22 protein-coding genes and 1 pseudogene are annotated in these 25207 nt (G+C 74.1%); 16 read left to right on the top strand and 7 right to left on the bottom strand.

Annotation, left to right across the window (positions count from 1 at the left end; genetic code table 11):
• The first annotated feature begins 8 nt into the window (after positions 1–8).
• From OU787_RS03040 to OU787_RS03020, 5 genes are all read left to right on the top strand, one after another.
• Entirely contained in the window at positions 9–860 is an 852-nt protein-coding gene (locus tag OU787_RS03040; RefSeq protein ID WP_051817246.1) for a carbohydrate ABC transporter permease, read from the top strand.
• An 88-nt stretch (positions 861–948) separates the two neighbouring features.
• Positions 949–1980 carry a LacI family DNA-binding transcriptional regulator gene (locus OU787_RS03035; RefSeq protein WP_030461648.1) on the top strand — a complete coding sequence of 344 codons (1032 nt, stop codon included), beginning with the start codon at positions 949–951 and terminating at the stop codon, positions 1978–1980.
• Positions 1981–2126: 146 nt separating this feature from the next.
• Entirely contained in the window at positions 2127–3332 is a 1206-nt protein-coding gene (gene manA / locus OU787_RS03030) for a mannose-6-phosphate isomerase, class I (RefSeq protein ID WP_030461649.1), read from the top strand.
• Positions 3333–3459: 127 nt separating this feature from the next.
• Positions 3460–4122 (top strand): SGNH/GDSL hydrolase family protein, encoded by a 663-nt coding sequence (locus tag OU787_RS03025; RefSeq protein ID WP_063759669.1) that lies wholly within the window; start codon positions 3460–3462, stop codon positions 4120–4122.
• A 75-nt stretch (positions 4123–4197) separates the two neighbouring features.
• A complete protein-coding gene (locus tag OU787_RS03020; RefSeq protein WP_030461651.1) occupies positions 4198–5226 on the top strand; it encodes a LacI family DNA-binding transcriptional regulator in 1029 nt (342 codons plus the stop codon).
• A gap of 109 nt (positions 5227–5335) precedes the next feature.
• On the opposite strand, the gene OU787_RS03015 is transcribed toward OU787_RS03020, so the two are convergent.
• Together OU787_RS03015 and OU787_RS03010 are read right to left on the bottom strand one after the other, a co-directional pair.
• Positions 5336–5854, bottom strand: a complete 519-nt coding sequence (locus tag OU787_RS03015) for a hypothetical protein (RefSeq protein ID WP_268658458.1) — start codon at positions 5852–5854, stop codon at positions 5336–5338.
• 108 nt (positions 5855–5962) lie between these two features.
• Positions 5963–6622 carry a hypothetical protein gene (locus OU787_RS03010; protein WP_268658457.1) on the bottom strand — a complete coding sequence of 220 codons (660 nt, stop codon included), beginning with the start codon at positions 6620–6622 and terminating at the stop codon, positions 5963–5965.
• 174 nt (positions 6623–6796) lie between these two features.
• Here OU787_RS03010 and OU787_RS03005 point away from each other — a divergent pair, with 174 nt between their 5' ends.
• Positions 6797–7819 (top strand): LacI family DNA-binding transcriptional regulator, encoded by a 1023-nt coding sequence (locus OU787_RS03005; RefSeq protein ID WP_030461654.1) that lies wholly within the window; start codon positions 6797–6799, stop codon positions 7817–7819.
• 9 nt (positions 7820–7828) lie between these two features.
• Here OU787_RS03005 and OU787_RS03000 read toward each other — a convergent pair whose 3' ends face one another.
• Positions 7829–8251, bottom strand: coding sequence for a hypothetical protein (locus OU787_RS03000; RefSeq protein ID WP_268658456.1), 423 nt, complete (start codon positions 8249–8251; stop codon positions 7829–7831).
• An 89-nt stretch (positions 8252–8340) separates the two neighbouring features.
• Between OU787_RS03000 and OU787_RS02995 the strand changes: the two genes are divergently transcribed.
• On the top strand, positions 8341–8955 hold the full coding sequence (locus OU787_RS02995) for a hypothetical protein (RefSeq protein WP_268658455.1): 615 nt from the start codon (positions 8341–8343) through the stop codon (positions 8953–8955).
• Between the two features lie 19 nt (positions 8956–8974).
• On the opposite strand, the gene OU787_RS02990 is transcribed toward OU787_RS02995, so the two are convergent.
• Positions 8975–9451, bottom strand: a complete 477-nt coding sequence (locus OU787_RS02990; protein WP_268658454.1) for a MarR family winged helix-turn-helix transcriptional regulator — start codon at positions 9449–9451, stop codon at positions 8975–8977.
• A 112-nt stretch (positions 9452–9563) separates the two neighbouring features.
• Here OU787_RS02990 and OU787_RS02985 point away from each other — a divergent pair, with 112 nt between their 5' ends.
• Both OU787_RS02985 and OU787_RS02980 read left to right on the top strand, forming a co-directional pair.
• Complete coding sequence (locus OU787_RS02985) at positions 9564–10778, top strand: amidohydrolase family protein (RefSeq protein WP_268658453.1); 1215 nt, start codon at positions 9564–9566, stop codon at positions 10776–10778.
• Between the two features lie 188 nt (positions 10779–10966).
• Positions 10967–11632 carry a DUF402 domain-containing protein gene (locus OU787_RS02980; protein WP_268658452.1) on the top strand — a complete coding sequence of 222 codons (666 nt, stop codon included), beginning with the start codon at positions 10967–10969 and terminating at the stop codon, positions 11630–11632.
• 81 nt (positions 11633–11713) lie between these two features.
• Here OU787_RS02980 and OU787_RS02975 read toward each other — a convergent pair.
• Both OU787_RS02975 and OU787_RS02970 read right to left on the bottom strand, forming a co-directional pair.
• Positions 11714–12010, bottom strand: a pseudogene (locus tag OU787_RS02975) (hypothetical protein); the annotation flags it as partial.
• A gap of 429 nt (positions 12011–12439) precedes the next feature.
• Complete coding sequence (locus tag OU787_RS02970) at positions 12440–13513, bottom strand: LacI family DNA-binding transcriptional regulator (protein WP_268658451.1); 1074 nt, start codon at positions 13511–13513, stop codon at positions 12440–12442.
• A gap of 409 nt (positions 13514–13922) precedes the next feature.
• Between OU787_RS02970 and OU787_RS02965 the strand changes: the two genes are divergently transcribed.
• The 6 genes from OU787_RS02965 to OU787_RS02940 all read left to right on the top strand — a co-directional run bounded on the left by OU787_RS02965 (position 13923) and on the right by OU787_RS02940 (position 22502).
• On the top strand, positions 13923–15647 hold the full coding sequence (locus OU787_RS02965) for a cellulose binding domain-containing protein (protein ID WP_268658450.1): 1725 nt from the start codon (positions 13923–13925) through the stop codon (positions 15645–15647).
• Positions 15648–15747: 100 nt separating this feature from the next.
• Entirely contained in the window at positions 15748–16635 is an 888-nt protein-coding gene (locus tag OU787_RS02960) for a carbohydrate-binding domain-containing protein (protein ID WP_268658449.1), read from the top strand.
• Positions 16636–16710: 75 nt separating this feature from the next.
• Positions 16711–18024: an ABC transporter substrate-binding protein gene (locus tag OU787_RS02955; protein ID WP_268658448.1), complete on the top strand. Its 1314-nt coding sequence runs from the start codon at positions 16711–16713 to the stop codon at positions 18022–18024.
• A 247-nt stretch (positions 18025–18271) separates the two neighbouring features.
• Positions 18272–20683 (top strand): glycoside hydrolase family 2 protein, encoded by a 2412-nt coding sequence (locus OU787_RS02950; protein WP_268658447.1) that lies wholly within the window; start codon positions 18272–18274, stop codon positions 20681–20683.
• A 214-nt stretch (positions 20684–20897) separates the two neighbouring features.
• Positions 20898–21725 (top strand): alpha/beta fold hydrolase, encoded by an 828-nt coding sequence (locus tag OU787_RS02945; RefSeq protein WP_268658446.1) that lies wholly within the window; start codon positions 20898–20900, stop codon positions 21723–21725.
• A gap of 30 nt (positions 21726–21755) precedes the next feature.
• Entirely contained in the window at positions 21756–22502 is a 747-nt protein-coding gene (locus OU787_RS02940; protein WP_268661792.1) for an SDR family oxidoreductase, read from the top strand.
• A gap of 74 nt (positions 22503–22576) precedes the next feature.
• Here OU787_RS02940 and OU787_RS02935 read toward each other — a convergent pair whose 3' ends face one another.
• Positions 22577–23983 (bottom strand): MFS transporter, encoded by a 1407-nt coding sequence (locus tag OU787_RS02935; protein WP_268658445.1) that lies wholly within the window; start codon positions 23981–23983, stop codon positions 22577–22579.
• Between the two features lie 123 nt (positions 23984–24106).
• On the opposite strand from OU787_RS02935, the gene OU787_RS02930 reads away from it, so the two are divergent.
• Complete coding sequence (locus OU787_RS02930; protein WP_268658444.1) at positions 24107–25138, top strand: LysR family transcriptional regulator; 1032 nt, start codon at positions 24107–24109, stop codon at positions 25136–25138.
• Positions 25139–25207 lie beyond the last annotated feature (69 nt).

Here is a 25207-nt window from a genome sequence, read left to right as displayed (position 1 = left end):
CCACCGCCGTGAACCCCAACCGCCGTCGTTTCCACGCCCGTTCCGCTGCCGCGTCCGGCGCCAAGTACCTGTCCCTGGTGCTGGCCAGCGCCGTGGTGCTGGTCCCGCTGCTGGTGATCCTGTTCACCTCGCTCAAGACCCGCAAGGAAGCGCTGGCCACCGGGCCGCTGGACCTGCCCTCGGACTGGTTCAACTTCGAGAACTTCAAGATCGCCTTCACCCAGGGCCACATGATGCCGGCGTTCCTGAACACCGGGATCATCCTGCTGGTGTCCGTCACCGGCACCGTGGTGATCGGCTCGATGACCGCCTACGCCATCGACCGCTTCGAGTTCCGGTTCAAGGCCGTCGTGATGGGCGCGTTCCTGCTGGCCAGCCTGGTGCCGTCGGTGACCACCCAGGTCGCCACCTTCCAGATCGTCAACGACCTCGGCGCGTTCAACACCCGCTGGGCGCCGATCCTGCTGTACCTCGGCACCGACATCATCTCGATCTACATCTTCCTGCAGTTCATCCGCTCCATCCCGGTCTCGCTGGACGAGGCGGCGCGCCTCGACGGGGCGAACTCGTTCACCATCTACTGGCGGATCATCCTGCCGATGCTCAAGCCGGCCATCGCCACCGTGGTGATCGTCAAGGGCGTCACGGTGTACAACGACTTCTTCATCCCGTTCCTCTACATGCCCTCGACCGACCTGGGCACCATCTCCACCTCGCTGTTCCGCTTCCAGGGCCCGTTCGGCGTCAACTGGGAGATCATCTCGGCCGGCGCGATCCTGGTGATCCTCCCCACCCTGGTGGTCTTCCTCGCCCTGCAGCGCCTCATCTACGCCGGCTTCGCGGCCGGCTCCAGCAAGTGAGCCGCCGCACCGGGGGGAACGGGCGGCGGTACCGCACCTGCGCCGCGGTACCGCCGCGCGGGGAGCCGACGGGACGGGGGGCGGCACGGTGAGCGGACGCGTCACCATCCGGGACGTCGCGGCCCTCGCCGGGGTCTCCGCCGGGGCCGTCTCGCTGGCCCTGAACGACCGACCCGGGGTGTCCGGGCCGACCCGGGAACGGATCCGGGCCGCGGCCGAGGAACTCGGCTGGGTGCCCAGCCAGGCCGCCCGCAGCCTGGCCCGGCTGACGCCGGGCAGCGACACCGTCGGGCTGGTGGTCACCCGCCCGGCCCGCCAACTCGGCCTGGAACCCTTCTACATGGAGTTCATCTCCGGCATCCAGAGCGTGCTGGAGGAACGCTCGGCGACCCTGCTGCTGCGACTGGTCCGGGACCGCGAGCAGGAGATCGCCGTGCACCGCACCTGGTGGCGCACCCGGCGGGTCAGCGGCGCCGTGCTGACCGACCTGACCGAGGCCGACCCGCGCATCCCGGCGCTCGCCGCACTCGGCATGCCGACCGTCGCGGCCGGCCACCCCGGCCTGGCCGGAGGGGAGTCGGCGGCCGTCTGGACCGACGACGCGGCCGCGATCGCCGAAGCCGTCCGCTACCTCGCCCTGCTCGGCCACCGCCGGATCGCCCGGGTCGGCGGCGACCCGCACCTCGGGCACACCGCCATCCGCACCAGGGCGCTGGCCGCCACCGCCGAACAGCTCGGACTGGAGCCGCCGCGCAGCGTCCCCACCGACTTCTCCGGCCAGGCCGGCGCCCGGGCCACCCGGATGCTGCTGGCCTCCGCCCAGCGCCCCACCGCGATCATCTACGACAACGACATCATGGCCGTCGCGGGCATCTCGGTCGCCGCCGAGTTCGGCCTGCACGTCCCCGCCGACCTGTCGCTGATCGCCTGGGACGACTCCCAGCTGTGCCGGCTCACCCACCCCGCGCTGTCCGCGATGAGCCACGACGTGCACGGGTACGGCGCGCTGGTCGCCCGCACCCTGTTCGACGTCGTCGAGCACCGCGGCACGCCCGCCGGACCGGCCCCCACCCCCGTCCTGGTCCCGCGCGGCAGCAGCGCCCCGCCGGCCGCCCGCTGACCGCCGTCCGACCACCTCCGACAGCCGTCCGACCACCTCCGCCCGCAGACCGCCACTCTCGCAGACTCCCGGTCCGTCCCCGATTCCTTCTGAGGGTAAGGAAGTTCGGGGACGGGCCGGGGCACCACCCTCCCGGAGCGCACCCGATGACCGCCGACCTGCTCGCCACCACCGTCCGCCCCTACGCCTGGGGCTCGACCACCGCGCTCGCCGAACTGACCGGCCGCCCGCCCACCGGCGCACCCGAGGCCGAACTCTGGATGGGCGCCCACCCCGGCGCCCCCTCCCGGATCGACCGCGGCGCCGGCGCCGAACCGCTCGACGCGGTCATCGCCCGCGACCCCGCCACCGAACTCGGCCCCCGGGTCGCCGACCGGTTCGGGCCGCAACTCCCGTTCCTGCTCAAGGTGCTGGCCGCCGAACACGCCCTCTCCGTGCAGGTCCACCCGACCCTCGCCCAGGCCGCCGCCGGGTACGCCGCCGAGGACGCCGCCGGCACCCCGCTCGACGCCCCGCACCGGATCTACCGCGACCGCAACCACAAGCCCGAACTGATCTGCGCCCTCGGCGAGTTCGACGCCCTGTGCGGCTTCCGCGACCCGCGCGCCACCGCCGAGCTGTGGCAGCGCCTCGACCTGCCGGTGCTCGCCCCCTGGATCGACACCCTGCGCACCGCCCCCGCCGGCACCGCCCTGCGCACCGTGCTGACCGGCGCACTCGCCGAGGACCGCGCCCGCGGCGAGCAGGCCGCCGCCGAACTGCCCGCCGCGATGGGGAAGTTGGCGACCGGCGGGGACCCGGACGCGGCGAGCTGGGCCGCCTACCTGGCCGCCGCCCGCGACTACCCCGGCGACCCCGGCCTGCTGGCCGCCATGCTGCTCAACCACGTCCACCTCGGCGCCGGGCAGGCCCTCTACCTGGACGCCGGCGTCCCGCACGCCTACCTGCGCGGACTCGGCGTCGAGATCATGGCCAACTCCGACAACGTGCTGCGCTGCGGCCTCACCCCCAAGCATGTCGACACCGCCGCCCTCGCCGAGGTCGTCGACTTCCGCCCCACCGCCCCGCACCACACCCCCGCCGTCCCCGCCGGGTCCGGCGAACTCGAATTCCTCACCCCCGCCGAGGAGTTCACCCTCTCCCGGATCGAACTCGGCGACCCCGCCCGGTTCGACGTCCGGATCGACGACGACGGCCCGCAACTGCTGCTCTGCGTGCGCGGCACCGCCCGGCTGTACGACGGGCCCACGCTCGGGCCGGGCGAGTGCGCGTACGTCCCCGCCGCGAGCGGGCCGCTGCGGCTGGCGGGGGACGCGACGCTGTTCCGGGCCAGGGTGCCGCGAGGGCGCTGACCCGCCGGTACGTTGAAGGGACGGTCCCTGCCCGTCCGTTCCTCCGTCCGTTCGTTCGAAGCCCGCCCCCGCCGTCCGGTGACCGTCGCCCCGGACAGCGGGCACCCCACGTCCCCGAGGAGTCCCCGTGCCGACCATCGCAGCCCCCGTCACCGTCCTGTTCCAGGGCGACAGCATCACCGACGCCGGACGCGACCGCGCCCGCCCCGACGACCTCGGCCACGGCTACGCGGCCCTGGTCGCCGCCGCGCTGCCCGGCACCCCGACCGTCCTCAACCGCGGCATCGGCGGCGACCGCCTCACCGACCTGCGCGCCCGCTGGGACGCCGACACGCTCGCCCACCGGCCGGACCTCGTCTCGCTGCTGATCGGCGTCAACGACACCTGGCGCCGCTACGACAGCGGCCTGTCCAGCCCCGTCGACACCTGGGAGGACGAGTACCGGGAACTGCTGCGCCGCGTGCACGCGCACTGCGCGCCCCGGCTGGTGCTGATCGAACCCTTCCTCGTCCCCGCCACCCCCGAACAGTGGGCCTGGCGCGAGGACCTCGACCCGCGCATCCACGCCGTCCGCCGCCTCGCCGCCGAGCACGACGCCCTGCTGCTCGCCGCCGACGGACTCCTCAACCAGGCCGCCCGCACCGCCGGCGACCCCGCCCTGGTCACCATCGACGGCGTCCACCCCACCGACCTCGGCCACCGCCTGCTCGCCGACGCCTGGCTGCACCTGGTCACCGGCACCGGCAGTGGCAGTGGCAGCGGCAGTGGCAACGACGGCGGGGCGGCGTAGCGGCGGGCGGCCGGAACCGGACGCAGGAGGGGCGGGCGTGCCGGGGGGAGCCGTACGCGCACTATCCTCCCTGACATGACCAGCAGCCCTGCCAGCAGCACCCGTGGCGCCCGCCCCACCATGAAGGACGTCGCGGCCACCGCCGGGGTCGGGCTGAAGACCGTCTCCCGGGTGGTGAACGGCGAGAGCGGGGTGACGCCCGAGATGGCGGCCCGGGTGCAGGCCGCGATCGAGGCGCTCGGCTTCCGGCGCAACGACAGCGCCCGGCTGCTGCGCACCGGCCGGACGGCGAGCGTCGCGCTGCTGCTGGAGGACATCAGCGACCCGTTCTCCTCCGCGCTCTCCCGGGCCGTCGAACAGGTCGCGGCCGCCGAGGGCTGCCTGCTGTTCACCGGATCCAGCGCCGAAGTGCCCGAGCGCGAACGGGAGTTGGCGCTGGCATTCTGCGCGCGGCGGGTGGACGGGCTGATCGTCGTCCCGGCCGGTGACGACCACCGCTACCTGCTGCCCGAGATCGAGTCCGGCACGCCCGTGGTCTTCCTGGACCGCCCCGGCTCCGGCATCGACGCCGACGCCGTGCTCAGCGACAACGCGGGCGGCGCGCAGGCCGGTACCGCCCACCTGATCGCCCACGGGCACCGCCGGATCGGCTTCATCGGCGACCTCCCGTCCATCCACACCGCCGCCGAGCGGGCCCGCGGCTACCGGGCGGCGATGGCCGCGGCCGGACTGCCCGTCGACGAGCGCTGGGTCGACTGCGGCCCCACCGACCGGACCCGGGTCGCCGCCGCCGTCCGCCGCCTCACCACCGGACCCGACGCGGTGACCGCCCTGTTCACCGCCAACAACCGGGTCACCCTCGCCGCCCTCCATCACCTCCCCGCCGACCGCCGCCCCGCCCTGGTCGGCTTCGACGACCTCGAACTCGCCGACCTGCTCACCCCCGGCCTCACCGTCGTCGCCCAGGACCCCGCCGCCCTCGGCGCCCTCGCCGCCCGCCGCCTCTTCGACCGCCTCACCGGCGACACCACGCCCCCCGCCCGGCTGGAACTCCCCACCCTGCTCGTCCCGCGCGGGTCGGGCGAGACCCCGCCGGCGCCCTGACGGGCCCTCGGAGGACCCTCGGAAGGCCCGGGGAGGGCTCGGGGAGGTGCCGGGGAGGGCTCGGGGAGGGCCCGCGGAGGTGCCGGGGAGGGCCCGGGAGGTGCCGGGCTCAGAGTTCCGCCAGCCGTTCCTCCCGCGCCACGCTGTTCGGCCCCCACTCCTCCTCGTGCCCGGACGCCGGGCCCTCGTTCCCCCACGGGTCCGCGGACCCGTCCAGGTACCCGGCGGCGTACATCATCGCCTCGGCCACCAGCCGCACGTGGTCCCCCGTCAGCTCGTACAGGACGTTGCGCAGGCTGCAGTGGAGACTGCCCGCCAGGTTCGCCGCCACCGCCAGCACCGCCCCGGCGGACCGGGCGACCGGATCGTCGCGGCCCTCGGGCCCGGCGACGCCGCCCTCCTCCTGCAGCCGGGTGAGCGCCCCCGGCAGGTCGACGTCGAGCAGGTCGTACCGCTCCCGGGACTCGACCGCCACCAGCCCCCGCGCGAGCAGCCACTCCCACAGCGGCTCGACCTGGTACACCAGCCGGAACGCCGCCTCCCCCTGCGAGGACGGGCAGACCGCCCGCATCAGCGGCTCGTACAACTCCTCGCGCGGCCCCGTGAGGTCGACCCTGGCGTTCTCCAACTTCCGCTCCCGTCCGGTGTGCTGCGGGCGGACCGCCGCGCGGAGCGGCAGGGCCCTGGACGCCGCATTCTGCCTGCCGGGGCCCGGCGCCGCGCGGGCGGGTGGGCCTCAGCCGTCCAGGACGAGGGCGAGCCGGCAGCGCTGGTCCGGGGCGATGCGGTGGGGTGGCAGGGTGGTGATCCAGGCGGTGACCTCGGGGCCGGCCGGGAGTTCGGCGTGGAAGCCGAGGCGCAGGTCGGGGAGGCGGCCGTGGTGCAGCCAGGTGTCGAGGGTGTCGGCGAGGTGGCGGTCGGCGGTGGGGGTGGGGGTGGCGGTCCAGGTGCGCAGCCAGGGGGTGAGGGTGCCGGTGGCGACGGCGAGGGTGGCCAGGACCTCGGCGGCGTTCGCGGCGGGGTCGGCCAGCGTGGCGGGCCACCAGGCGTCCAGGACGTCCCGGACGAGTTCGGCGCGGTGCCACTCCGGCCAGGCGGCGGCCACCAGGCGGGCGGCGACCAGGGGGCCGTCGACGGCGAGGGTGCCGGTGGTCAACTGGCGCAGGATGCGCGGGGCGAGCCGCCGGTAGAGGGTGGGGAAGTCCTCCCAGTGGTCCGGGCTCTTCGCGGCCACCGAGTGCAGCAGGCCGTTCGGGACCAGGGTCGGCGGACCGGCCAGGGCCGCCAACTGCCCGGCGGTGTAGCAGTGTTCGCAACCGCCGACGGCCGGGCCGGGGCGGGCGGTGCGGTCGAGGGCGTCCAGGGCGTGGTGCAGGCGCTGCTGCGCGGTCGTCATGCCGGTCCCTGCCGAGGGGTACTCCGCCGGGGCGCCCGGCGAAGATTGCGACGCTACCAGCAGCCGATGTGCCGCACCGCGGCGGGGACCTGACAGGATGGTGGCCCGCAGGTGGCGGGCCCGGGGCGGACGGTCCGGGGCGGACGGCACGGAGTGGACGGGGTGAGCGGCAGGATGCAGCGGCGGGTGACGATCCGGGACGTGGCGGCGCGGGCCGGGGTGTCCGCGGGCGCGGTCTCGCTGGCCCTCAACGACCGGCCGGGCGTCTCCGACGCGACCCGGCAGCGGATCGTCGAAGCGGCCCGCGAACTCGGCTGGTCGCCGAACCTCGCCGCCCGCTCACTGGCCCAGAGCGACCGCGTGCACACCATCGGCATGGCACTCACCCGGGGCGCGGCCGCCGCCGGACTCGACCAGGTGCAGATGGCGCTGATCGGCGGGATCGAGCAGGTCCTCGCCGAGCGGCCGTGCGCACTGCTGCTGCACACCGTCCCCGACCGGGACGCCGAGATCGCGCTCTACCGGCAGTGGTGGCAGTCGGGACGGGTGAACGGCTCGGTGCTGGTCGGAGTGGTCGCCGCCGACCCCCGGCTGGAGCCCGTCCACAAGCTCGGCATGCCCGCCGTCGCGGTCAGCCAGCCCGCGCTGTCCGGCCCGTTCCCGGCCGTGTGGACCGACGACGCGGCCGCGATCGCCGAGGCCGTCCGCTACCTCGCCCTGCTCGGCCACCGCCGGATCGCCCACGTCACCGGCCCCGAGACGCTCGGCCGTACCCTGCTGCGCGGCGACGCGTTCACCGCCACCGCCGCCGGACTCCCGGCCGTCACCGCCCGCACCCTCCCCACCGACCTCTCCGCCCACGCCGGCGCCCGGGCCACCCGCACCCTGCTGACGGCCGCCGAACGGCCCACCGCGATCGTCTACGACAACGACCTGATGGCGGTCGCCGCACTCGCCGTCGCCGAGGAGCTGGGCCTGCGCGTCCCGCAGGACGTCTCGCTGGTCGCCTGGGACGACTCCGACCTGTGCCGGATCACCCGCCCGCAACTCTCCGCCCTCAGCCACGACCCGTTCGCGGTCGGCGAGGAAGTCGCCCGCTGCCTGCTGGAGTTGATCGACGAGGGCCGGGCCCGGTCGCGCCCGGCGGGGACGCCGGTGCTGGTGCCCCGGGGGAGCACGGGGCCGGTGGCCGGCTGACGGGCGGTGCTACCGGGGGGTGCCGGGGGTGGTGGTGCGGGTCCGGACGAGGGCGCCGACCGCGGTGCCGGTGAGGAGGAGCAGGGCGGCGGCGGTGGCGGCTGCGCCGAGGTAGAGGGGCTCCCAGGTGGTGTCGGTGCGGGGCCAGTGGGTGAACACGGCGTGGTGGAGGGCGAGGGCGAGGGCGAGCGGTCCGGCGAGCAGGGCGGTGAGGAGGGGGAGCCGGGCGCGGGTGGTGCCGAGGCGGAGGCCGAGGGGGAGGGCCGGGGCCAGGGCGAGGAGGAGGGCGGGGAGCAGCGGGATCCTCGGCAGGCCGACCAGTGCGGTGGCGGAGGGCAGCCAGGGGGCCAGGGCGGTGAGGGCGATCCAGGCGGCGCAGGGGCGCCAGGTGCGGGACTCGGTCGGGTGTGCGTGGTGGTGGTCGAGTGCCATGGCGTCCCCCGGGGTGCGAATACTGAACGCGTTCAATTCTAGGGGCTGGTGAGGCCGCGGCGCAGCACGCCCTGGCATCATCGGGGCCGGTGGTGGGCGAACCGGGCGGAACGGGGCGGGCGTTGGAGATCGGGGCGGCGGTCCGGGCCGAGTTGGGGCGTACCGACTGGAGCGGGACGGCCTGCCGATGCGGGGGGACGGCCGGGCACCTGGTGCCGCTGTTCGAGGCGCTGCTGGAGGTCGAGGAGCCCGGGCGGCTCCGGATGACTCCGCTGGTCCCGCACCTGGTCGACCGGGACGGGCCCGCCGCGTGCGCGGTGCCCGCGGTGCGGGTGATGCTCGCCGCCCTGGCGGGCGGGGTCCCGGGAATGGCGCGCACGGTCTTCCTGGACGCGCTCGCCGACCTCGCCCGGTTCTCGGCCGAGCCGGGGCCGTCCGAGTCGGGGCCGTCCGAGTCGGGGGCGTCCGGGTCGGGGCCGTCCGAGTCGGGGGCTTCCGGCCCGGCGGCGTCCGGGTCGGGCCGGGCGGTCCACGCCGAGTGCCGCGAACTGGCCCGCCGGGACCTCGGGTCGATCCTCCGGGAGGGGCTGGCCGGCACCCCCGGGGACGCGGCCCGCGCGGCGGCCGTCTGCGAGGCGTACTGGCCCGGGGACGCGGACGCCGCGGACGCCTGGGTCCGGCTGGCGGAGCGCGCCGGGCTCTGAGCCCGCGGGCGGGAGGTGGTCAGTCCGGCTGTTCGGCGGGCCGGGCCTGCTGCCGGGACCAGGCGGTGGCGTCGGCCCCGTAGCGGACCAGGAGGCGGGCGAACTGGACCCGTTCCTCCGGCGTCCAGGCGGCGGTGATCTGCTGGAAGGCCCGGCGCTGCTCGGCGGCGAAGCGGTGGCGTTCGGCCTCGCCGTGGTCGGTGAGTTCGAGCACGGTGCGGCGCCCGTCGGCCTGGGAGGCGGCCCGGCGCAGCAGTCCTTCGGCCAGGCAGGCGGCGACCGTGCGGCTGGCCACCGGCTGGGCGACGCCCATCTCGGCGGCCAGGCCGCCGACGGTCATCTCGCCCGGCGCGTCGGCGACCACGTTGAGGACGAGGTTGCGGGAGAGGTCCTTGCGCGAGGCCGGGGCGCGCCGTCGCAGCCGGGACAGGGCCGGGCCGATCTGGTCCAGGGCCGGATCGTCGGCGGGCTGCTCGGGGGAGGGCGCGCTGCTCATGGGGCCGATTCTAGGGCCGCCCCGGGAATTTGCATCACATTGGGTATGTACATAGCATCCGGTATGTAAATCACGGACGAGCGGGACGAACAAGGAAACGAGGCGGACTGCCATGGCACTCACCGCGATCACCGGCGCGCAGGTCTTCGACGGGGAGAAGGCGCTGGGCGTGCGGACCGTGGTCGTCGACGGCGGGCGGATCGCCCGGGTCGGCGGCGACGTCCCCGCGGGCAGCGAGGTCGTCGACGGCAGCGGCGCCACCCTGCTGCCCGGGCTCATCGACGCCCACGTCCACTCCGCCCCGGGCTCGCTGGCGCTCGCCCTGCGGTTCGGGGTGACCACCGAACTGGAGATGCAGGGCATGAACACCCGGGAGAACCGGGCGGCCGTCACCGACGACGACACCCTCGCCGACGTGCGCTCCTCCGGCTTCGCCATCACGCCGCCCGGCGGCCACCCCAGCGAGCTGATGCCCGAGGGCTTCCGGCCGAAGTGGGACCTCCCGCCGGTGATGCCGCTGATGCCGTTCTCCACCACCCCCGAGGAGGCGGCCGCCTACGTGCCCCAACTCCTGGCCCGCGGCTCCGACTTCATCAAGTTCATGATCGACGACGGCAGCGTGGAGGGGCACCCCGGACTGCCCGTGCTCGACCGGGCCACGGTGGCCGCCGGCGTGGCCGAGGCCAAGAAGTACGGCGCCCTCACCGTGGCCCACGCGCTGACCCTGGACGCCACCAGGACGGCGGCCGAGGCCGGCGTCGACGGCGTCACCCACGTGTTCATGGACCGGCCGCACACGGACGAGATCATCGCCCTGATCAAGGACGCGGGCATGTTCGTCATCCCCTGCCTCACCCTCGGCGCCTCGATGACCGGACGCACCGGCAGCGAACTCGCCGACGACCCCCGGGTCGCCTCCCGCCTCGACGACGCCTGGGACCGCACCCTGCGCTCCAGCTACAACCGCTACCCGCAGGGCCGGCTCGACGACCTGTACGCCACCGTGCGCGCCCTGGACGCCGCCGGGGTGGACGTGCTGGCCGGCACCGACGTCTCCATGCCCGAGACGTTCTTCGGCGGACTCGCCCACGGCGCCAGCCTGCACCACGAACTCCAGTACCTGGTGGCGGCCGGCCTCACCCCCGAACGGGCCCTGCGCGCGGCCACGGCGACCACCGCCCGCCGCTTCCGGCTCAGCGACCGCGGCCGCATCGCCGAGGGCCTGCGCGCCGACCTCCTGCTGGTCGACGGCGACCCGACCACCGCCATCGGCGACACCCTCAACACCCGCGCCGTCTGGCGCCGCGGCACCCGCCTGGCGGCCTGACCGCAACCCCGGCGGGTCCGGTCGGAGGCCCGAGCGGACCCGGGGCCGGTGCGCCGGCGCGACGATCCGCCGCCCGTGCCCGCCATCGTCGCCGAATCGCCTGATGGGACGTCAAAGTGCTGGCGGGTAGCGTCTCCTGGCTGATTCGACCGGGCACCCCCGTCGGCCGCAGCACTAGGCTGGAGCCCATGGGGATCGATCTCGGTCGGGTCGTGGTGCGGCGAGGGCTCTATCCGGACGGCCGGATCGGGTCGCTCCAGTGCGGTCGGGCGGTGGCCGACGACGAACGCGGCCTGCTCGTCTGGGTGAGCGCCGGTTCGGCGACGGTGCACCGGGTCACGCTGGACGGGGCGCCCGCTCGGTCGTTGCCGCTGGCCGACGAGATGCGCCTGCCGACACTGGCCGTGCCGTCGACCTGGCAGCCCTACGGCACGCTCATCCTCACGCCGCCCCGGGCCGCGCACTCGGTGTGGTGGTCCTTCGACCCGGACGGTTCGTTCGTCGGCTGGTACGTCAACCTCGAGTCGCCGCTCGGCCGGTGGAGCGGTGGGACCGACCACATCGACCAGGCGCTGGACGTCCTGGTCGCCCCCGACCGCAGCTGGCGGTGGAAGGACGAGGACGAATTCGCGGAGCAGACCGGGCACCCGTTCTTCTGGGACGAGGCCGGTGCCGCTGCGATCCGGGCCGAGGGCGAGCGGGTGATCGCGCTGGCCGAGGCCGGAGCCTTCCCCTTCGACGGCACCTGGTGCGACTTCCGCCCCGAGCCCGACTGGCCGCCCACGGCCCTGCCCTGGTGGTGGGACCAGCCGGCCGTGACCGGCGGTGGCCTCGCCCGCCGGTCACGGCCCTGAACCGGGTCCCGGTTCCCGAACCGCCCGGGCGGATCGCGCCACGGCGCCCCGGTGCGAAACCGCCGAGTCGTCGCCCGGTCCGGCGGGGTGGGTGAACGAGACCGGTTTGCCGGTGGCATGGGCGTAGGCGATCTCCCTGCTGGTGGACTCGCCGACGTACCCGCCGGGGTTGACGACCAGGACCCGGTCGGCCAGGTCGATCTTGCGCAGGTGGAGGGCGTCCAGGGCGGCCTTCTGCTCGGCGGTGACCGGCTCGGCGGCTTCGCCCGGTGCGAGGACGATGACGCCGGCGAAGGTCAGGTCGCGGTTCGCCGCACGCATCTCGGCCAGGAACCGGGTGGAGCCGCAGAGGCAGACGATCTCGGGTCGGTCGGGCACGGTTCGGTCCTCCGGTTCGACGACAGGCCCTGTGGCGTGTTTCGGAAGTGGATCAAGGTTAGGTCGACACGCACGAGGCGGTCATCGGATTTTGCGAGCGACGGTCGTGAGTGGGATGGTCGAACTTCGGCGGCCGGTCCACCGCGAGAGCGTCCGAGTCCGTGGTCATCGGGCTCCGCGAAGACGCCGCCGGGTGGCTCGACCTGCAGGTCCCCATCTTTGCGCGCACCGGCCGCGCCGCGGTGTGCCCGTGCTGGTGCGCAACCGCATCCCGTTGATCGGCTACCGCTTCGTGCGCACCGGCGGCCGGCCGGCCTTGATGCCCTGCGGCAGCAGCGGTTCCAGCGCCGTCCACTGGGCGCCCGTCGGATCCCCCCGAGCCGTCGGACGCGATCGTCGCACGACCTTGATCCACTTCTGGAGCACGCCTCAGCGCCAGGTACCGGTCCCGGCGGGGCGGGGCGGGGCGGCGGTGGAGCCGCGGGGGGTGAGTTGGGGGGCCTGGTCCTCGTAGCCGTCGGCGGGGCGGCCGGCGATCAGGTCGAGGAGGGTGCGGGCGGCGTGGGCGCCGTAGGCGTGGATGTCGCGGGTGAGGGCGGTGAGCGGGGGGCGGACGACCTGGGCGAGGGGGGAGTCGTCCCAGGCGACCAGGGAGAGGTCCCGGGGGACGGAGAGGCCGAGTTCCTGGGCGACGGAGAGGCCGGCGACGGCGGTGATGTCGTTGTCGTAGAGGATCGCGGTGGGGCGGGCGGGGGAGAGCAGCAGGCGGCGGGTGGCGCGAGCGCCCTCCTCGCCGGTGTAGTCGGTGTGGACGGTGGGCAGCGCGTCGAGGCCGAGGTCGGTGCAGGCGGCGGTGAACGCCTCGTCGCGGATGGCGGTGTGGACCAGGCCGGTGAGGCCGGCGACCCGGCCGACCCGGCGGTGGCCGAGGGCGGCGAGGTACTCCACGGTCTCGCGGACGGCGGCGGCGTCGTCGGACCAGACCGGGGTGAGCCTCCCGGAGCCGGAGGGGTGGCCGATGACGACGGTGGGCAGGCCCATCTCCTCCAGGGCGGGCACCCGGGCGTCGTCGCGGCGCAGGTCGACCAGGATCGCGCCGTCGATGTGCCGCTCGCCCCACCAGCGGCGGTACGCCTCCAGGCCGCGCTCGTGGTCGGAGACGACCTGGAGGGCGAGCGAGTAGGAGGCGTCGGAGAGCACCTTCTCGATGCCGCCGATGAGTTCCATGAAGAACGGTTCGGTGCCGAGCATCCGGGCGGGCCGGCAGAGCGCGAGGCCGACGGCGGCGGCCTTGGCGCCGCTGAGGGCGCGGGCGGCGCTGTTGCGGACGAAGCCGAGCTCCTCGGCGACGGCGGCGATCTTGGCGCGGGTGGCGTCCGAGACGCCGGGTTGACCGTTCAAGGCGTTGGAGACGGAGACCTTGGACACGCCCACGATCTTGGCGATGTCGGCGATGGTCGGCCGCTTCGCCGGCGGGCTCTGCTGCTGGGACACCTGCTCCACGGGACCTTTCCGGACTGCTCGTCGACCGTCCGCCGACCGTGCTCGTACCGGGCGGGGACCTGTTGTGCCCTCTCAAGCTACTACGCGCACCCCGCTCCGCTGTAGCCCGGCGCCCCCGCTGAGGGGCGGTTTGCAACAAGCGGTTAACCAGCCGTTGACAACGATGTCGAGCCGCCAATACGGTCTTCACGCCTTAATCGGTTAACCGACCGATCGGGCAGGCCGCTGGACGCCTGCCCCGCGCAACAGGAGCACCCCCCCGCAAGACCCGGTGCGGACGGCACGCCCCAACGAACGCCGCCGTCCGCACCGCAGGCCCCGCGTCGCCGCGGTCGGGACACCCCCGGCGGCCGGGGCGCCTCCCCCATCCCCTCCCACCCCCCACATGCCTGGGACGAAAGGGATCCGCGTGAACCGCAGAATCCAGCACCACCGCCCCCGCACCGCCTCCGCCAAGCGCTACGCGCCGATGGCGTTCCTGCTGGCCGCGTCCGTCGCCGCGGCCGGCCTCACCCTCGGCCGGGCCGACACCGCGCAGGCGGCCGGCGCGGACTCGTTCGCCACCCGCTGCGGTACGCACTTCTGCCTGGACGGCAAGGAGTACTACTTCGCGGGCACCAACACCTACGACCTGTTCACCTACGGCTCGGCCTCCGGGGACACCGAGACGCAGTTCATGGACAAGGCGCGGATCGACGCCCAGTTCGCCAACCTGCAGGCCGACAAGGTCGACGTGGTGCGGCTGTGGATGTTCAACCACGAGAACTGGCACGGCTTCGAGAAGTCCAAGGGCGTCTACGACGAGCAGGAGTTCGCCCAGTTCGACTACATCATCCAGTCCGCCAAGGCCCACGGCATCCGCCTCGTCCCGGTGTTCGAGAACTACTGGGAGGCGTACGGCGGCATCGACACCCGCCTCCAGTGGGAGGGCCTCTCCGGCGGCCAGCCCGGTCGGGCCGCGTTCTTCGACAAGACTCGCTGCCCCGGCTGCTTCACCTCCTACAAGAACTACGTCTCGTACGCGCTCAACCGGGTCAACCACTACAGCGGCGTCAAGTACAAGGACGACCCGACCATCTTCGCCTGGGACCTGATGAACGAGCCCCGGTACGAGGGCCAGAGCGCCGCCGAGAACGTCGACGGGACGACGCTGCGGGCCTGGGTGGACGAGATGGGCGCGTTCGTGAAGTCCATCGACTCCAAGCACCTGTTGGGCGTCGGACTGGAGGGCCACGGCACGAACTACGGCTTCGGCGGGGACGAGGGCAACCCCTTCGTCCACGTGCAGCAGTCGCCGTACATCGACTACACCTCCGCGCACCCGTACCCGACCGAGTCCTGGGCGAACCTGAGCATCGACCAGACCAAGGCGCTGATCCGCTCCTGGATCACCGACTCGCACGACAAGGTCGGAAAGCCGTTCTTCATGGGCGAGTTCAACGTCCACAACGTGGACCGCTCGGCCTGGTGGAGCCAGATCTACCCCGACTTCGAGGCGGCGGGCGGCGACGGCAGCGCGTTCTGGTGGTACGAGGACCACAACGTGGACGGCAAGTTCGGCGTGATGGCCGGCGCGCCCGAACTGTCGTTTTTCCGGGCCCACTCGGACCGGATGCGGGCCAAGTCCGGCCTGAACAGCGGGACTTCCAGCCCGACGCCGAGTGCTTCGGCCTCGGCGAGCGCATCGGCGTCACCCTCCGCGTCCGCGTCACCCTCCGCGTCCGCGTCACCCTCCGCGTCCGCGTCACCCTCCGCGTCCACGTCGGCGTCCCCCTCGGCGTCGGCGTCGGCCAGCACCCCGGCGCCGGGCGGGAGTTGCGCGGTGCACTACGGGCTGTCGGACTGGGGCAGCACCTTCAACGGCGACGTGACGGTCAAGAACACCGGCAGCGCGCCGGTCGACGGCTGGAAGGTGGCGTTCGCGTTCCCCGGTGACCAGCGGGTCACCAACATGTGGAACGCGGTGCCGGTGCAGACCGGCAAGCAGGTGGTGGCGAGCAACCCGTCCGGCTACAACACCACGATCCCGGCCGGGGGCACCGTCAACTTCGGCTTCAGCGGCACCTCCACCACCGGCACCAACGGCGTGCCGGCCGCCTTCACGCTCAACGGCCAGAGCTGCGGCAGCTACTGACGGATCGTCAGCCATCGAGCGCCGGCCCGCGGCCGCCCGCCCCACCCGGCAGGCCGCGGGCCGGTCCCCACCCGTGCACCGCGAGAGAGGAACCCCCACGATGAAGCGCACTCTGTCCGCCGCCGTGACCGCGGCCGGCCTGCTGGTCGGCGCCCTGTTCGGCCTCGCCCCGGCCGCCCACGCCGACACCGCCCCCAACGGCTACCCGTACTGCGCCAACGGCTCCGCGTCCGACCCCGACGGGGACGGCTGGGGCTGGGAGAACAGCGCCTCCTGCGTGGTGCGCGGTTCGAAGGCCGACCCGGCGGCGGGCACCTCCGGCACCGCGTCCAACGGCTACCCGTACTGCGTGAACGGCTCCGCCACCGACCCGGACGGGGACGGCTGGGGCTGGGAGAACAACAAGTCCTGCGTGGTGCGCGGCTCGAAGGCCGACCCCGGGGCCGGCAGCAGCGGCGGTGGCGGCGGTGGCAGCAGCAGCACCGCGTGCCCGTCCGGGATGAGCTGCGGGTCGTACAGCGTCGGCGGGCTGGGCGGCCGCAAGGGGCAGGTGCGGGCGGCCGGGGCCACCAGCCTGGACCTGGCGGTGGCGATGCTGGAGACCGACCACATGGACACCGCGTACCCGTACGGCGACAACAAGAGCGGTGACGCGGCCAACTTCGGCATCTTCAAGCAGAACTGGATGATGCTGCGGGCCGGCTGCGCGCAGTTCGCCGGGCAGTCGGAGAGCCAGTACAACAACGGCGCGGCGCTCAACTCCAACCTCGCGCAGGACGTCAACTGCCTGCACCAGAGCCAGAACCACTACGGCCTGAACACCTGGTTCGCGGGCCACCGCAACGGCTCCTCCGGGCTGGCGAACCCGAACACCGCGGACATCGCGAACTACCGGGCCGCCGTGTACTGGATCAAGGCCCAGCTGGACGCCGACTCCGCCAACCTCGGCAACGACACCCGGTTCTGGGTGCAGGTGCCGGCCATCTGAGACCCGCGCGGGAACCGCGGCAACCGCGGGGAGCGCGAGCACGAGCACGAGCACGAGCAAGGGCAAGAGGAAGCGATGCGCAGAGGATGGGCCGCCGCGGGTTCGGCGACCGCACTGGCCCTGGCCCTGAGCGGCTGCACCGGCGGTGGGCCCGCCCCCCTCGCGGGGGTGGTGTCCACCGCCGACCGGTCGAAGGTGTCGGGGACGATCACGGTGCTGACCAACCGGGTCGACCAGGTCGACAGCGGGCTGATGAAGAAGTACGCGGCCGAGTTCAACAAGCTCTACCCGAAGGTGAAGGTGGAGTTCGAGGGCCTGGTCGACTACGAGGGCGAGGCCGCCGACCGGCTGGCCAAGGGCGACTACGGGGACGTGCTGCTGATCCCGGACAGCCTGCCGGCCGGCCAGTACCCCGCCTACTTCAGCTCGTTGGGGAACTCCCGCGAGCTGTCGGACACCTTCGACTACATCGACTACGGCACCGTCGACGAGCACGTGTACGGCATCGCCAACATCGGGATCGCCTCCGGGCTGGTCTACAACAAGGCGGTGTGGGCGAAGGCCGGGATCACCGAGTGGCCCACCACGCCGGACCGGTTCATCGAGGACCTGAAGGCGATCCGGGAGCGGACCCAGGCCGTCCCGTACTACACGAACTACCACGACGGCTGGCCGCTGCGGCAGTGGTCGGACGCGATCGGGGTGCCGACCTGCGACAACACCGCGCGCGACAAGCTGGCGCAGACCGCGGCGCCGTGGACGCCCGGCAAGGACCTGTACGAGATCGACAGCCTGCTGTACCGGGCGGTGCACGAGAAGCTCACCGAGTCCGAGCCGCAGACCACCGACTGGGAGACCTCCAAGACGCTGCTGGGCACCGGCCGGGTGGCGACCATGGAGCTGGGCTCCTGGGCGGTCGCGCAGATGCAGGAGGCCGCCCGGGCGGCCGGGGGCGACCCGGCGGACATTGGGTTCATGCCGCTGCCGGTGCAGCGCGACGGGCACTTCTGCACCGTGGTGCAGCCGGACTACAAGTACGCGGTCAACGTGCACTCCGCGCACCAGGAGGCCGCCCGGGCGTGGCTGGAGTGGTACGTCACCCGCTCCGGCAGCGCGGCCGCCGACGAGTCGATCTCCTCGGTGCGCGGGGCGAAGCTGCCCGCCTCGCTCCAGCCGCTGGACGACCGGGCGGTGCGGATGATCCCGCAGACCCGGGAGCAGCTGGCGAAGGTGGACGCGATCGACCGGGCCGCGGGCATCGGCCTGGACGCGCCGGACTACCGGCGCAAGCTGGTGGACCTGGCGTCGGGGGCCGTCCCCGGCGACCTGGAGGGCTACTTCGCGGACCTGAACCGGCGCTGGGGGAAGGCGCAGAAGGCCGTGGGCTGAAGCACGGCCGCCCCGAACCCCGTGATGAACCGGTAAAGCTGCTGCCCCGTCGGGCCCGTCCGGGGCTGGCGGGGCGGCAGTGGCGTTCCGGCTTTTCGGCCTGCTGGTGAGCGAGTTGACGATCACTGAAACCCATCAAGGCATTCACATAACCGGTTTATAGACAGGGCCGCTCCGGCGGGTTACGGTTCTGCTCGCGCCGCAAACCCGACCACCGGTCCGGCCGAACCACTGAGGAGCCGCACAGATGAAGGACACCACCCCGCTCGACCAGGGCTGGAGCCTGCACCACGACGGGGACCGGCTGCCCGCCGCCGTCCCGGGCTGCGTCCACACCGACCTGCTGGCCGCCGGGCTGATCCCCGACCCGTTCCTGGGCACCAACGAGTCGGAGGTGGCCTGGGTCGGCCGCCGGGACTGGACCTACACCCTCGACCTGCCCGCCCACGGCAGCCGGCACGAGCGCACCGACCTGGTCTTCGACGGCCTCGACACCGCCGCCACCATCACCCTCGGCGGCACCGAGCTCGGCTCCACCCGCAACATGCACCGCCGCTACCGGTTCGACGCCACCGGCCTGGCCGGCGAGCTGAAGGTCGAGTTCACCAGCGCCTACACCGAGGCCGAGCGGGTCCGCGCCCTGGTCGGCGACCGGCCCAACGTCTACCCCGAGCCGTTCCAGTACATCCGCAAGATGGCCAGCAGCTTCGGCTGGGACTGGGGCCCGACCCTGCCCGGCGCGGGCATCTGGAAGCCCGCCCGGCTGGAGCACTGGTCCACCGCCCGGCTCGCCGAGGTCCGCCCGCTGGTCACCGTCGACGGCGGCACCGGCCGGGTCGAACTGCACGTCACCGTCGAGCGCACCGCGAGCGGCGCCGGCCGCCCGCTCACCGTCCGCGCCGCGGTGGCCGGCGCCGAGGCCGAGGCCGTCCTCGACGGCGACACCGGCGTGCTCACCCTGGAGGCCGCCGACGTCGCCCTCTGGTGGCCCCGCGGCTACGGCGAACAGCCCCGCTACGACCTCGTCCTCACCCTCGCCGACGGCGACGACCCGCTCGACACCTGGCAGCGCCGGATCGGCTTCCGCACCGTCGAACTGCGCACCGCCCCCGACGCCGCCGGCACCCCCTTCACCCTCGCCGTCAACGGCGAGGCGCTGTTCGTCCGCGGCGCCAACTGGATCCCCGACGACACCCTGATCACCCGGGTCACCCCCGCCCGCTACCGCCACCGCCTCCAGCAGGCCGCCGACGCCAACATCGACCTGATCCGGGTCTGGGGCGGCGGCATCTACGAGCAGGAGGCGTTCTACGAGGCGTGCGACGAACTCGGCCTGCTGGTCTGGCAGGACTTCCTGTTCGCCTGCTCCGCCTACCCCGAGGAGCAGCCGCTGCGCGGCGAGATCGAGGCCGAGGCCCGCGACAACGTGGTGCGCCTGATGCCGCACCCCTCGCTGGTGCTGTGGAACGGCAACAACGAGAACCTCTGGGGCTTCCGCGACTGGGGCTGGGAGGACGAACTGAAGGGCGACTCCTGGGGCGAGGGCTACTACCTCGGCCTGCTGCCCCGGATCGTCGCCGAACTCGACCCCACCCGCCCCTACTCGGCCGGCAGCCCCTGGTCCGGCAGCTGGGACCACCACCCCAACGACACCGACCACGGCACCCACCACTCCTGGGAGGTGTGGAACCGGCAGGACTTCGCCGAGTACCGCGCCAGCGTCCCGCGCTTCGTCTCCGAGTTCGGCTGGCAGGCCCCGCCCGCGTACGCCACCCTGCGCCGCGCCCTGCCGGACGAGGAACTCGCCGCCGACTCGCCCGGCATGCTGCACCACCAGAAGGCCGAGGACGGCAACGGCAAGCTGAACCGCGGCGTCGAGCGGCACTTCGAACTGCCCACCGGCCCCGGCGACTTCGACCGCTGGCACTACCTCACCCAGCTGATCCAGGCCCGCGCCATCGCCACCGGCATCGAGCACTGGCGCTCGCACTGGCCGCACTGCGCCGGCACCGTCGTCTGGCAGATCAACGACTGCTGGCCGGTCTCCTCCTGGGCCGCCGTCGACGGCGACGGCCGGCTCAAGCCGCTGCACCACGAACTGCGCCGCCTGTACGCCGACCGGCTGCTCACCCTGCAGCCCGCCGACCGCGACGGCGCCCCCCGGATCGCCCTGGTCAACCAGTCCGCCGAGCCCTGGACCACGACGCTGCGCCTGCGCCGCCTGGACGTCGACGGCAACGTGCTCGCCGAGACCACCGCCGGGCTCACCGCCGACGCCCGGGCCGTCCACCGGCTGCCGGTGCCCGCCGAACTGCTGCCCGCCGACGGCTCCGGCAAGGAGTACCTGGTCGCCGACGCCGACGGCCTGCGCGCCGTGCACTTCCCCGTCCCCGACAAGGCGTTCGGCTACCCGAGGCCGGAGTACGAACTGGCCGTCGAGGAGGCCGCCGACGGCGCCTTCGACGTGGTCGTCACCGCCCGCACCCTGGTCCGCGACCTGCTGCTGCAGGCCGACCGGATCGACCCGGCCGCCGCCGCCGACCGCGGCCTGACCACCCTGCTGCCCGGCGAGCGCACCACCATCCGGGTGCACGGCGCCACCGCCGTGCCCACCGCCGGACAGGTCCGGGAGGCCGTGTTCTGCGTCGAGCCGTCCTGAACCGCCTTGTGCGTCAAGTGAGTTGAGATCCGGCACCACGGGCCGGTCCGGTCTGCGGACGGGACCGGCCCGCGGTGCGCCCGGGCCCGGACTGTGTCATGAATGGTCGAGGCGACGCCGTCCCGCCCGCTCCGGGCCGCACGAGCACGCCAGCCCTTCCCTCCCGCCGGGCCGGCCCCAGTGCGGCCGCCCGGCCCCCGGATCGGAGCCACCCATGCCCCACTGCACCACCCGCGACGGCGTCGAGATCTTCTACAAGGACTGGGGGAGCGGCCGCCCGGTCGTCTTCATCCACGGCTGGCCGCTGAACGGCGACGCCTGGCAGGACCAGCTGAAGGCCGTCGCCGACGCGGGCTTCCGCGGCATCGCCCACGACCGGCGCGGCCACGGCCGCTCCACCCCCGTGTACGACGGCTACGACTTCGACACCTTCGCCGACGACCTGAACGACCTGCTCACCAGCCTCGACCTGCGCGACGTCACGCTGGTGGCGCACTCGATGGGCGGCGGCGAGCTGGCCCGCTACATCGGCCGGCACGGCACCGAGCGGATCCGCTCCGCGGTGCTGCTCTCCGCCATCCCGCCGCTGATGCTGCAGGGCCCGGACAACCCGGACGGCGTCCCGCAGGAGGTCTTCGACGGCATCAAGGCGGGCATCCTCAAGGAGCGCTCGCAGTTCTGGAAGGAGTCCTCGGTCGGGTTCTTCTCCGCGGACCGCCCCGGAAGCAAGGTCACCGAGGGCAACAAGGACGCCTTCTGGTACATGGCGATGGCCGAGACCATCGAGGGCGGCGTGGCCTGCGTCGACGCCTTCGCGCACACCGACTTCCACGCGGACCTGAAGAAGTTCGACGTCCCGCTGCTGGTCGTCCACGGCGACGACGACCGGATCGTCCCGATCGACGCCACCGGCCGCAGGACCGCCGCCCTGGTGCCCGGCGCGGTGCTCAAGGTCTACGAGGGCGGCTCGCACGGCATCGCGCTGGTGCCCGGCGACAAGGAGAGGTTCAACCAGGACCTGATCGAGTTCCTCAAGTCCTGACCCCGCGCCACCCCCGAGCACACCGGCCGGCTGGCCGGCCGCACCGCGCTCATCACCGGCGCGGACTCCGGCATCGGCCGGGCCGTCGCGCTCGCGTTCGCCCGGGAGGGGGCCGACGTGGCGTTCTGCCACCTCCCGGAGGAGGAGGACGACGCACGGGAGACCCTCCGGCTGGTCCGGAGCGCCGGACGGTCCGCCGTGGCCGTGGCCGGCGACGTGCGGGACGAACGGTTCTGCACGGACCTGGTGGCCCGCTGCGTCGACGAGCTCGGGGGCCTCGACGTGCTCGTCAACAACGCCGCCCACCAGATGTCCCAGCCGGACGGTCTCGCCGCCATCACCACCGAGCAGTTCGACCGGGTGGTGAAGACCAACCTCTACGCGATGTTCTGGCTGTGCCGGGCGGCGCTGCCGCACCTGCGGCCGGGGTCGTCGATCATCAACACCGCGTCCGTCCAGGGCTACAAGCCCAGCCCGCACCTGCTGGACTACGCGGCCACCAAGGGCGCCGTCGTCACGTTCACCCAGGGGCTCGCGCAGCAGCTCGCCCCCGAGGGCGTCCGGGTCAACGCGGTCGCCCCGGGGCCCGTCTGGACGCCCCTGATCCCCGCGACGATGGACGCCGACAAGGTGGCCGGATTCGGGAAGCAGTCACCGCTGGGCCGTCCCGCCCAGCCCGCCGAGATGGCACCCGCCTACGTCTTCCTCGCCTCGGCGGAGGCCGGCTACATCACCGGCGACGTCGTCAACGCCACCGGCGGCACCCCGCTGCCCTGAGCAGCCGGACCGGGGCCCGTCGTGGCCACCCGGTCCGCCACCCGCGGCCGACGCCCTCCCGGGTCCGGGGCCGCTCAGTCGGTCCAGCGCACGACGAGGACCGCGGCCGCGGCCACCACGACGGCGACCACCCGGAAACCGGAGTCCATCGCGGCGCTGAGGGCCGCGGCCGAGGTCCCGGCGCCCACGGTGTGGGCGCCGAGCGCGGTGCCCATCCCCGCGACGCCGACGGCGCTGCCCACCTCGCGGGCGGCCCCGTTGAGGCCGGAGCCCGTGCCGGCCCGGTCGGCGGGCAGCGCGGCCATGATGCCGCCGGACAGCGGAGGCAGCGCCAGGCCGACGCCGGCCAGTGCGAGCGCCGGACAGAGGACGTACAGGGCGTACGGGGTGCCGGTGCCGACGAAGGAGAAGGCGCCGAGGCCGGCCACCAGCCCGGCGAAGCCGAGCCCGACCACCCGCTTCGCGCCCCAGCGCCCCACCAACCGGCCCGAGGACCGCGAGGCCAGCGTCATGGCGACGGCGATCGGCGCGATGGCGAGGCCCGCCAGGGCGAGGGAGTAGCCGTGGGCGAGGGTCAGGTACTGGGCGTTGACGTAGAACATGGCGAACGCCCCGGCGAAGGCCACGGCGACGCCGACCGCGCCGGCCCGCACGGGGCGCAGCGCGAACACCCGCGGGTCCAGGAGCGGGTGTTCGCGGCGCAGTGACACGCGGACGTACACCGTCGCGATCGCCGCCGCGGCGGCGAAGGAACCGAGCACCCAGGCGGAGGTCCAGCCGCGCTCGCGGCCCTCGACCAGGCCGTCGACCAGGGCGACGACCGCCGCGGCCAGCAGCGCCGAACCGGGCGCGTCCAGCGGGACGGCGCGCCGGGCGGTCCGGGGCGCGCACCGCGCGGAGACCGCCAGGAGCAGCGCCCCGGCCGTGCCGAACACCAGGAACAGCCCTTGCCAGGGCAGCAGTTCGAGCACGACGCCGCCGACCACGTTGCCCAGGATGCCGCCGACGGCGAGCGACGCCGTCCAGGTGGCGACGGCCGCCGGGTGGCCGGCCCGCGGGACGACCAGCATCAGCAGCCCGAGGGTGACGGGCAGGGCGAGGGCGGCGCCCACGCCGGCGACCAGCCGCCCGGCGATCAGCAGCGGCACGTTCCCGGCGCAGGCCGCGAGCAGCCCGCCGCCCGCGAACAGGCCCAGCCCCGTCAGCAGGACGCCCTTGCGCCCGAAGCGGTCGGCCAGCGCGCCGCCGGGGACGAGCAGGCAGGCGAAGGCGACCAGGTACGCGTCCACGATCCACACCAGCGCGGTCGGGCCCGGGTGCAGGGCGCTCCGTGCGATCGAGGGCACCGCGAGGTTCATCGCGGCGGCCATGGCCTGCAGCGTCCCCGCGCACAGGGACATCAGGGCGACGACGGTCCGGGCTCCGGGCCGTTCCGCGGATGCCCGTGCGACGTGCTCGACGGGCGGTTGTTCGGTCTTCATCTCGTCCCCTCCAGGTCGTGGACTTCACGGGGGAGACGCTAGGAGCGGGCCGTCATGACGACAAATGCATCCCTTGCACGAGTACAGTGCACCAGACACAATCACCGAGCTGGGAGGGGATCCGTGGGCGCCACGACCCGGAACATCGACCTGAACCTCCTCACCGCCCTCGACGTCCTGCTCGACGAGTGCTCGGTCTCGGCCGCCGCCGACCGGCTCGGTCTCTCCGCGCCCGCGATGAGCCGGACACTGGCCCGGATCCGCACCGCGTTCGCCGATCCGATCCTGGTCCGCTCCGGGCAGGCGATGGTGCCGACCCCGCGCGCCGAGGCGGCGCACGCGGAGGTCAAGGCCGTCCTGGAACGCTCGCGCGCCCTGTTCGCCCGGGACCGCCCGGCGGACCCGGCCCGGCTCGAGCGGACGTTCACCGTCGTCGCCAACGACCTGCTCGCCGGCGCCCTCGCCGAGCGCCTCCTGCCGCGGCTGCGCCGGAGCGCGCCGGGCGTGACCGCCGTCCTGCTCTCCGAGGGCCCGTACCCCGACGACCTGGTCCTGCGCGAGGGGGCGGCCGACCTGGAGGTCCGGGTGATCACCGCTCCGGCGCCGGAGACCCGCATCGAGCCGCTGCTGGTCGACGAGATGGCGGCCGCCGTCCGGCCCGGGCACCCGCTCACCCGCGCTCCCCTCACCCCGGCCGCGCTCGCGGGCGCGCTGCACGTCGTCCCGTCCCGGCGCGGCCGCCTGCGGGGCCCGCTCGACGACGCGCTGGAGGCCGTCGGGCTCCGGCGCCGGGTGGTCGCGGCCATGCCGACCTTCGCCGCCGCCCTCCAACTCGTCGTCGCCTCCGACCTGGTGAGCCAGATCCCGGCACGCACCGGCGCACCGCTGGTCGCCGCCCTCGGCCTGGTCGCGCTGCCGATCCCGCTGCCCCTGCCCCCCATCGACATCTCCATGGGCTGGCACCCCCGCCACGACCACGACCCGGCCCAGCGCTGGTTCCGCCACGAGGTCCGCGCCGCCCTCTGCGGCCTCGCCCCGGCGGCACCCGGCGCCGCCGTCCGGAACCGGGACGGGGCACCGCGCCCCGCGACCGGCCCGGCTGCTCCCGCGGCGGCACCGTCCGACCCGTCCCGCGCCCTTCCCCCGCGGGGCTGACGGCCCGACAGGGGCCGCCGTCCGCCGGGGCGGAAACCGGTGGGCCGGGCGGGGGCGGGCTGGGAGGAT

Origin of the sequence: Kitasatospora sp. YST-16, from assembly GCF_026802215.1 — a bacterium.
In the GTDB taxonomy this organism is placed as follows: domain Bacteria; phylum Actinomycetota; class Actinomycetes; order Streptomycetales; family Streptomycetaceae; genus Kitasatospora; species Kitasatospora cineracea.
Note: the sequence above shows the minus strand (reverse complement) of the source record. Positions and strands in the feature narration are given on the sequence as shown.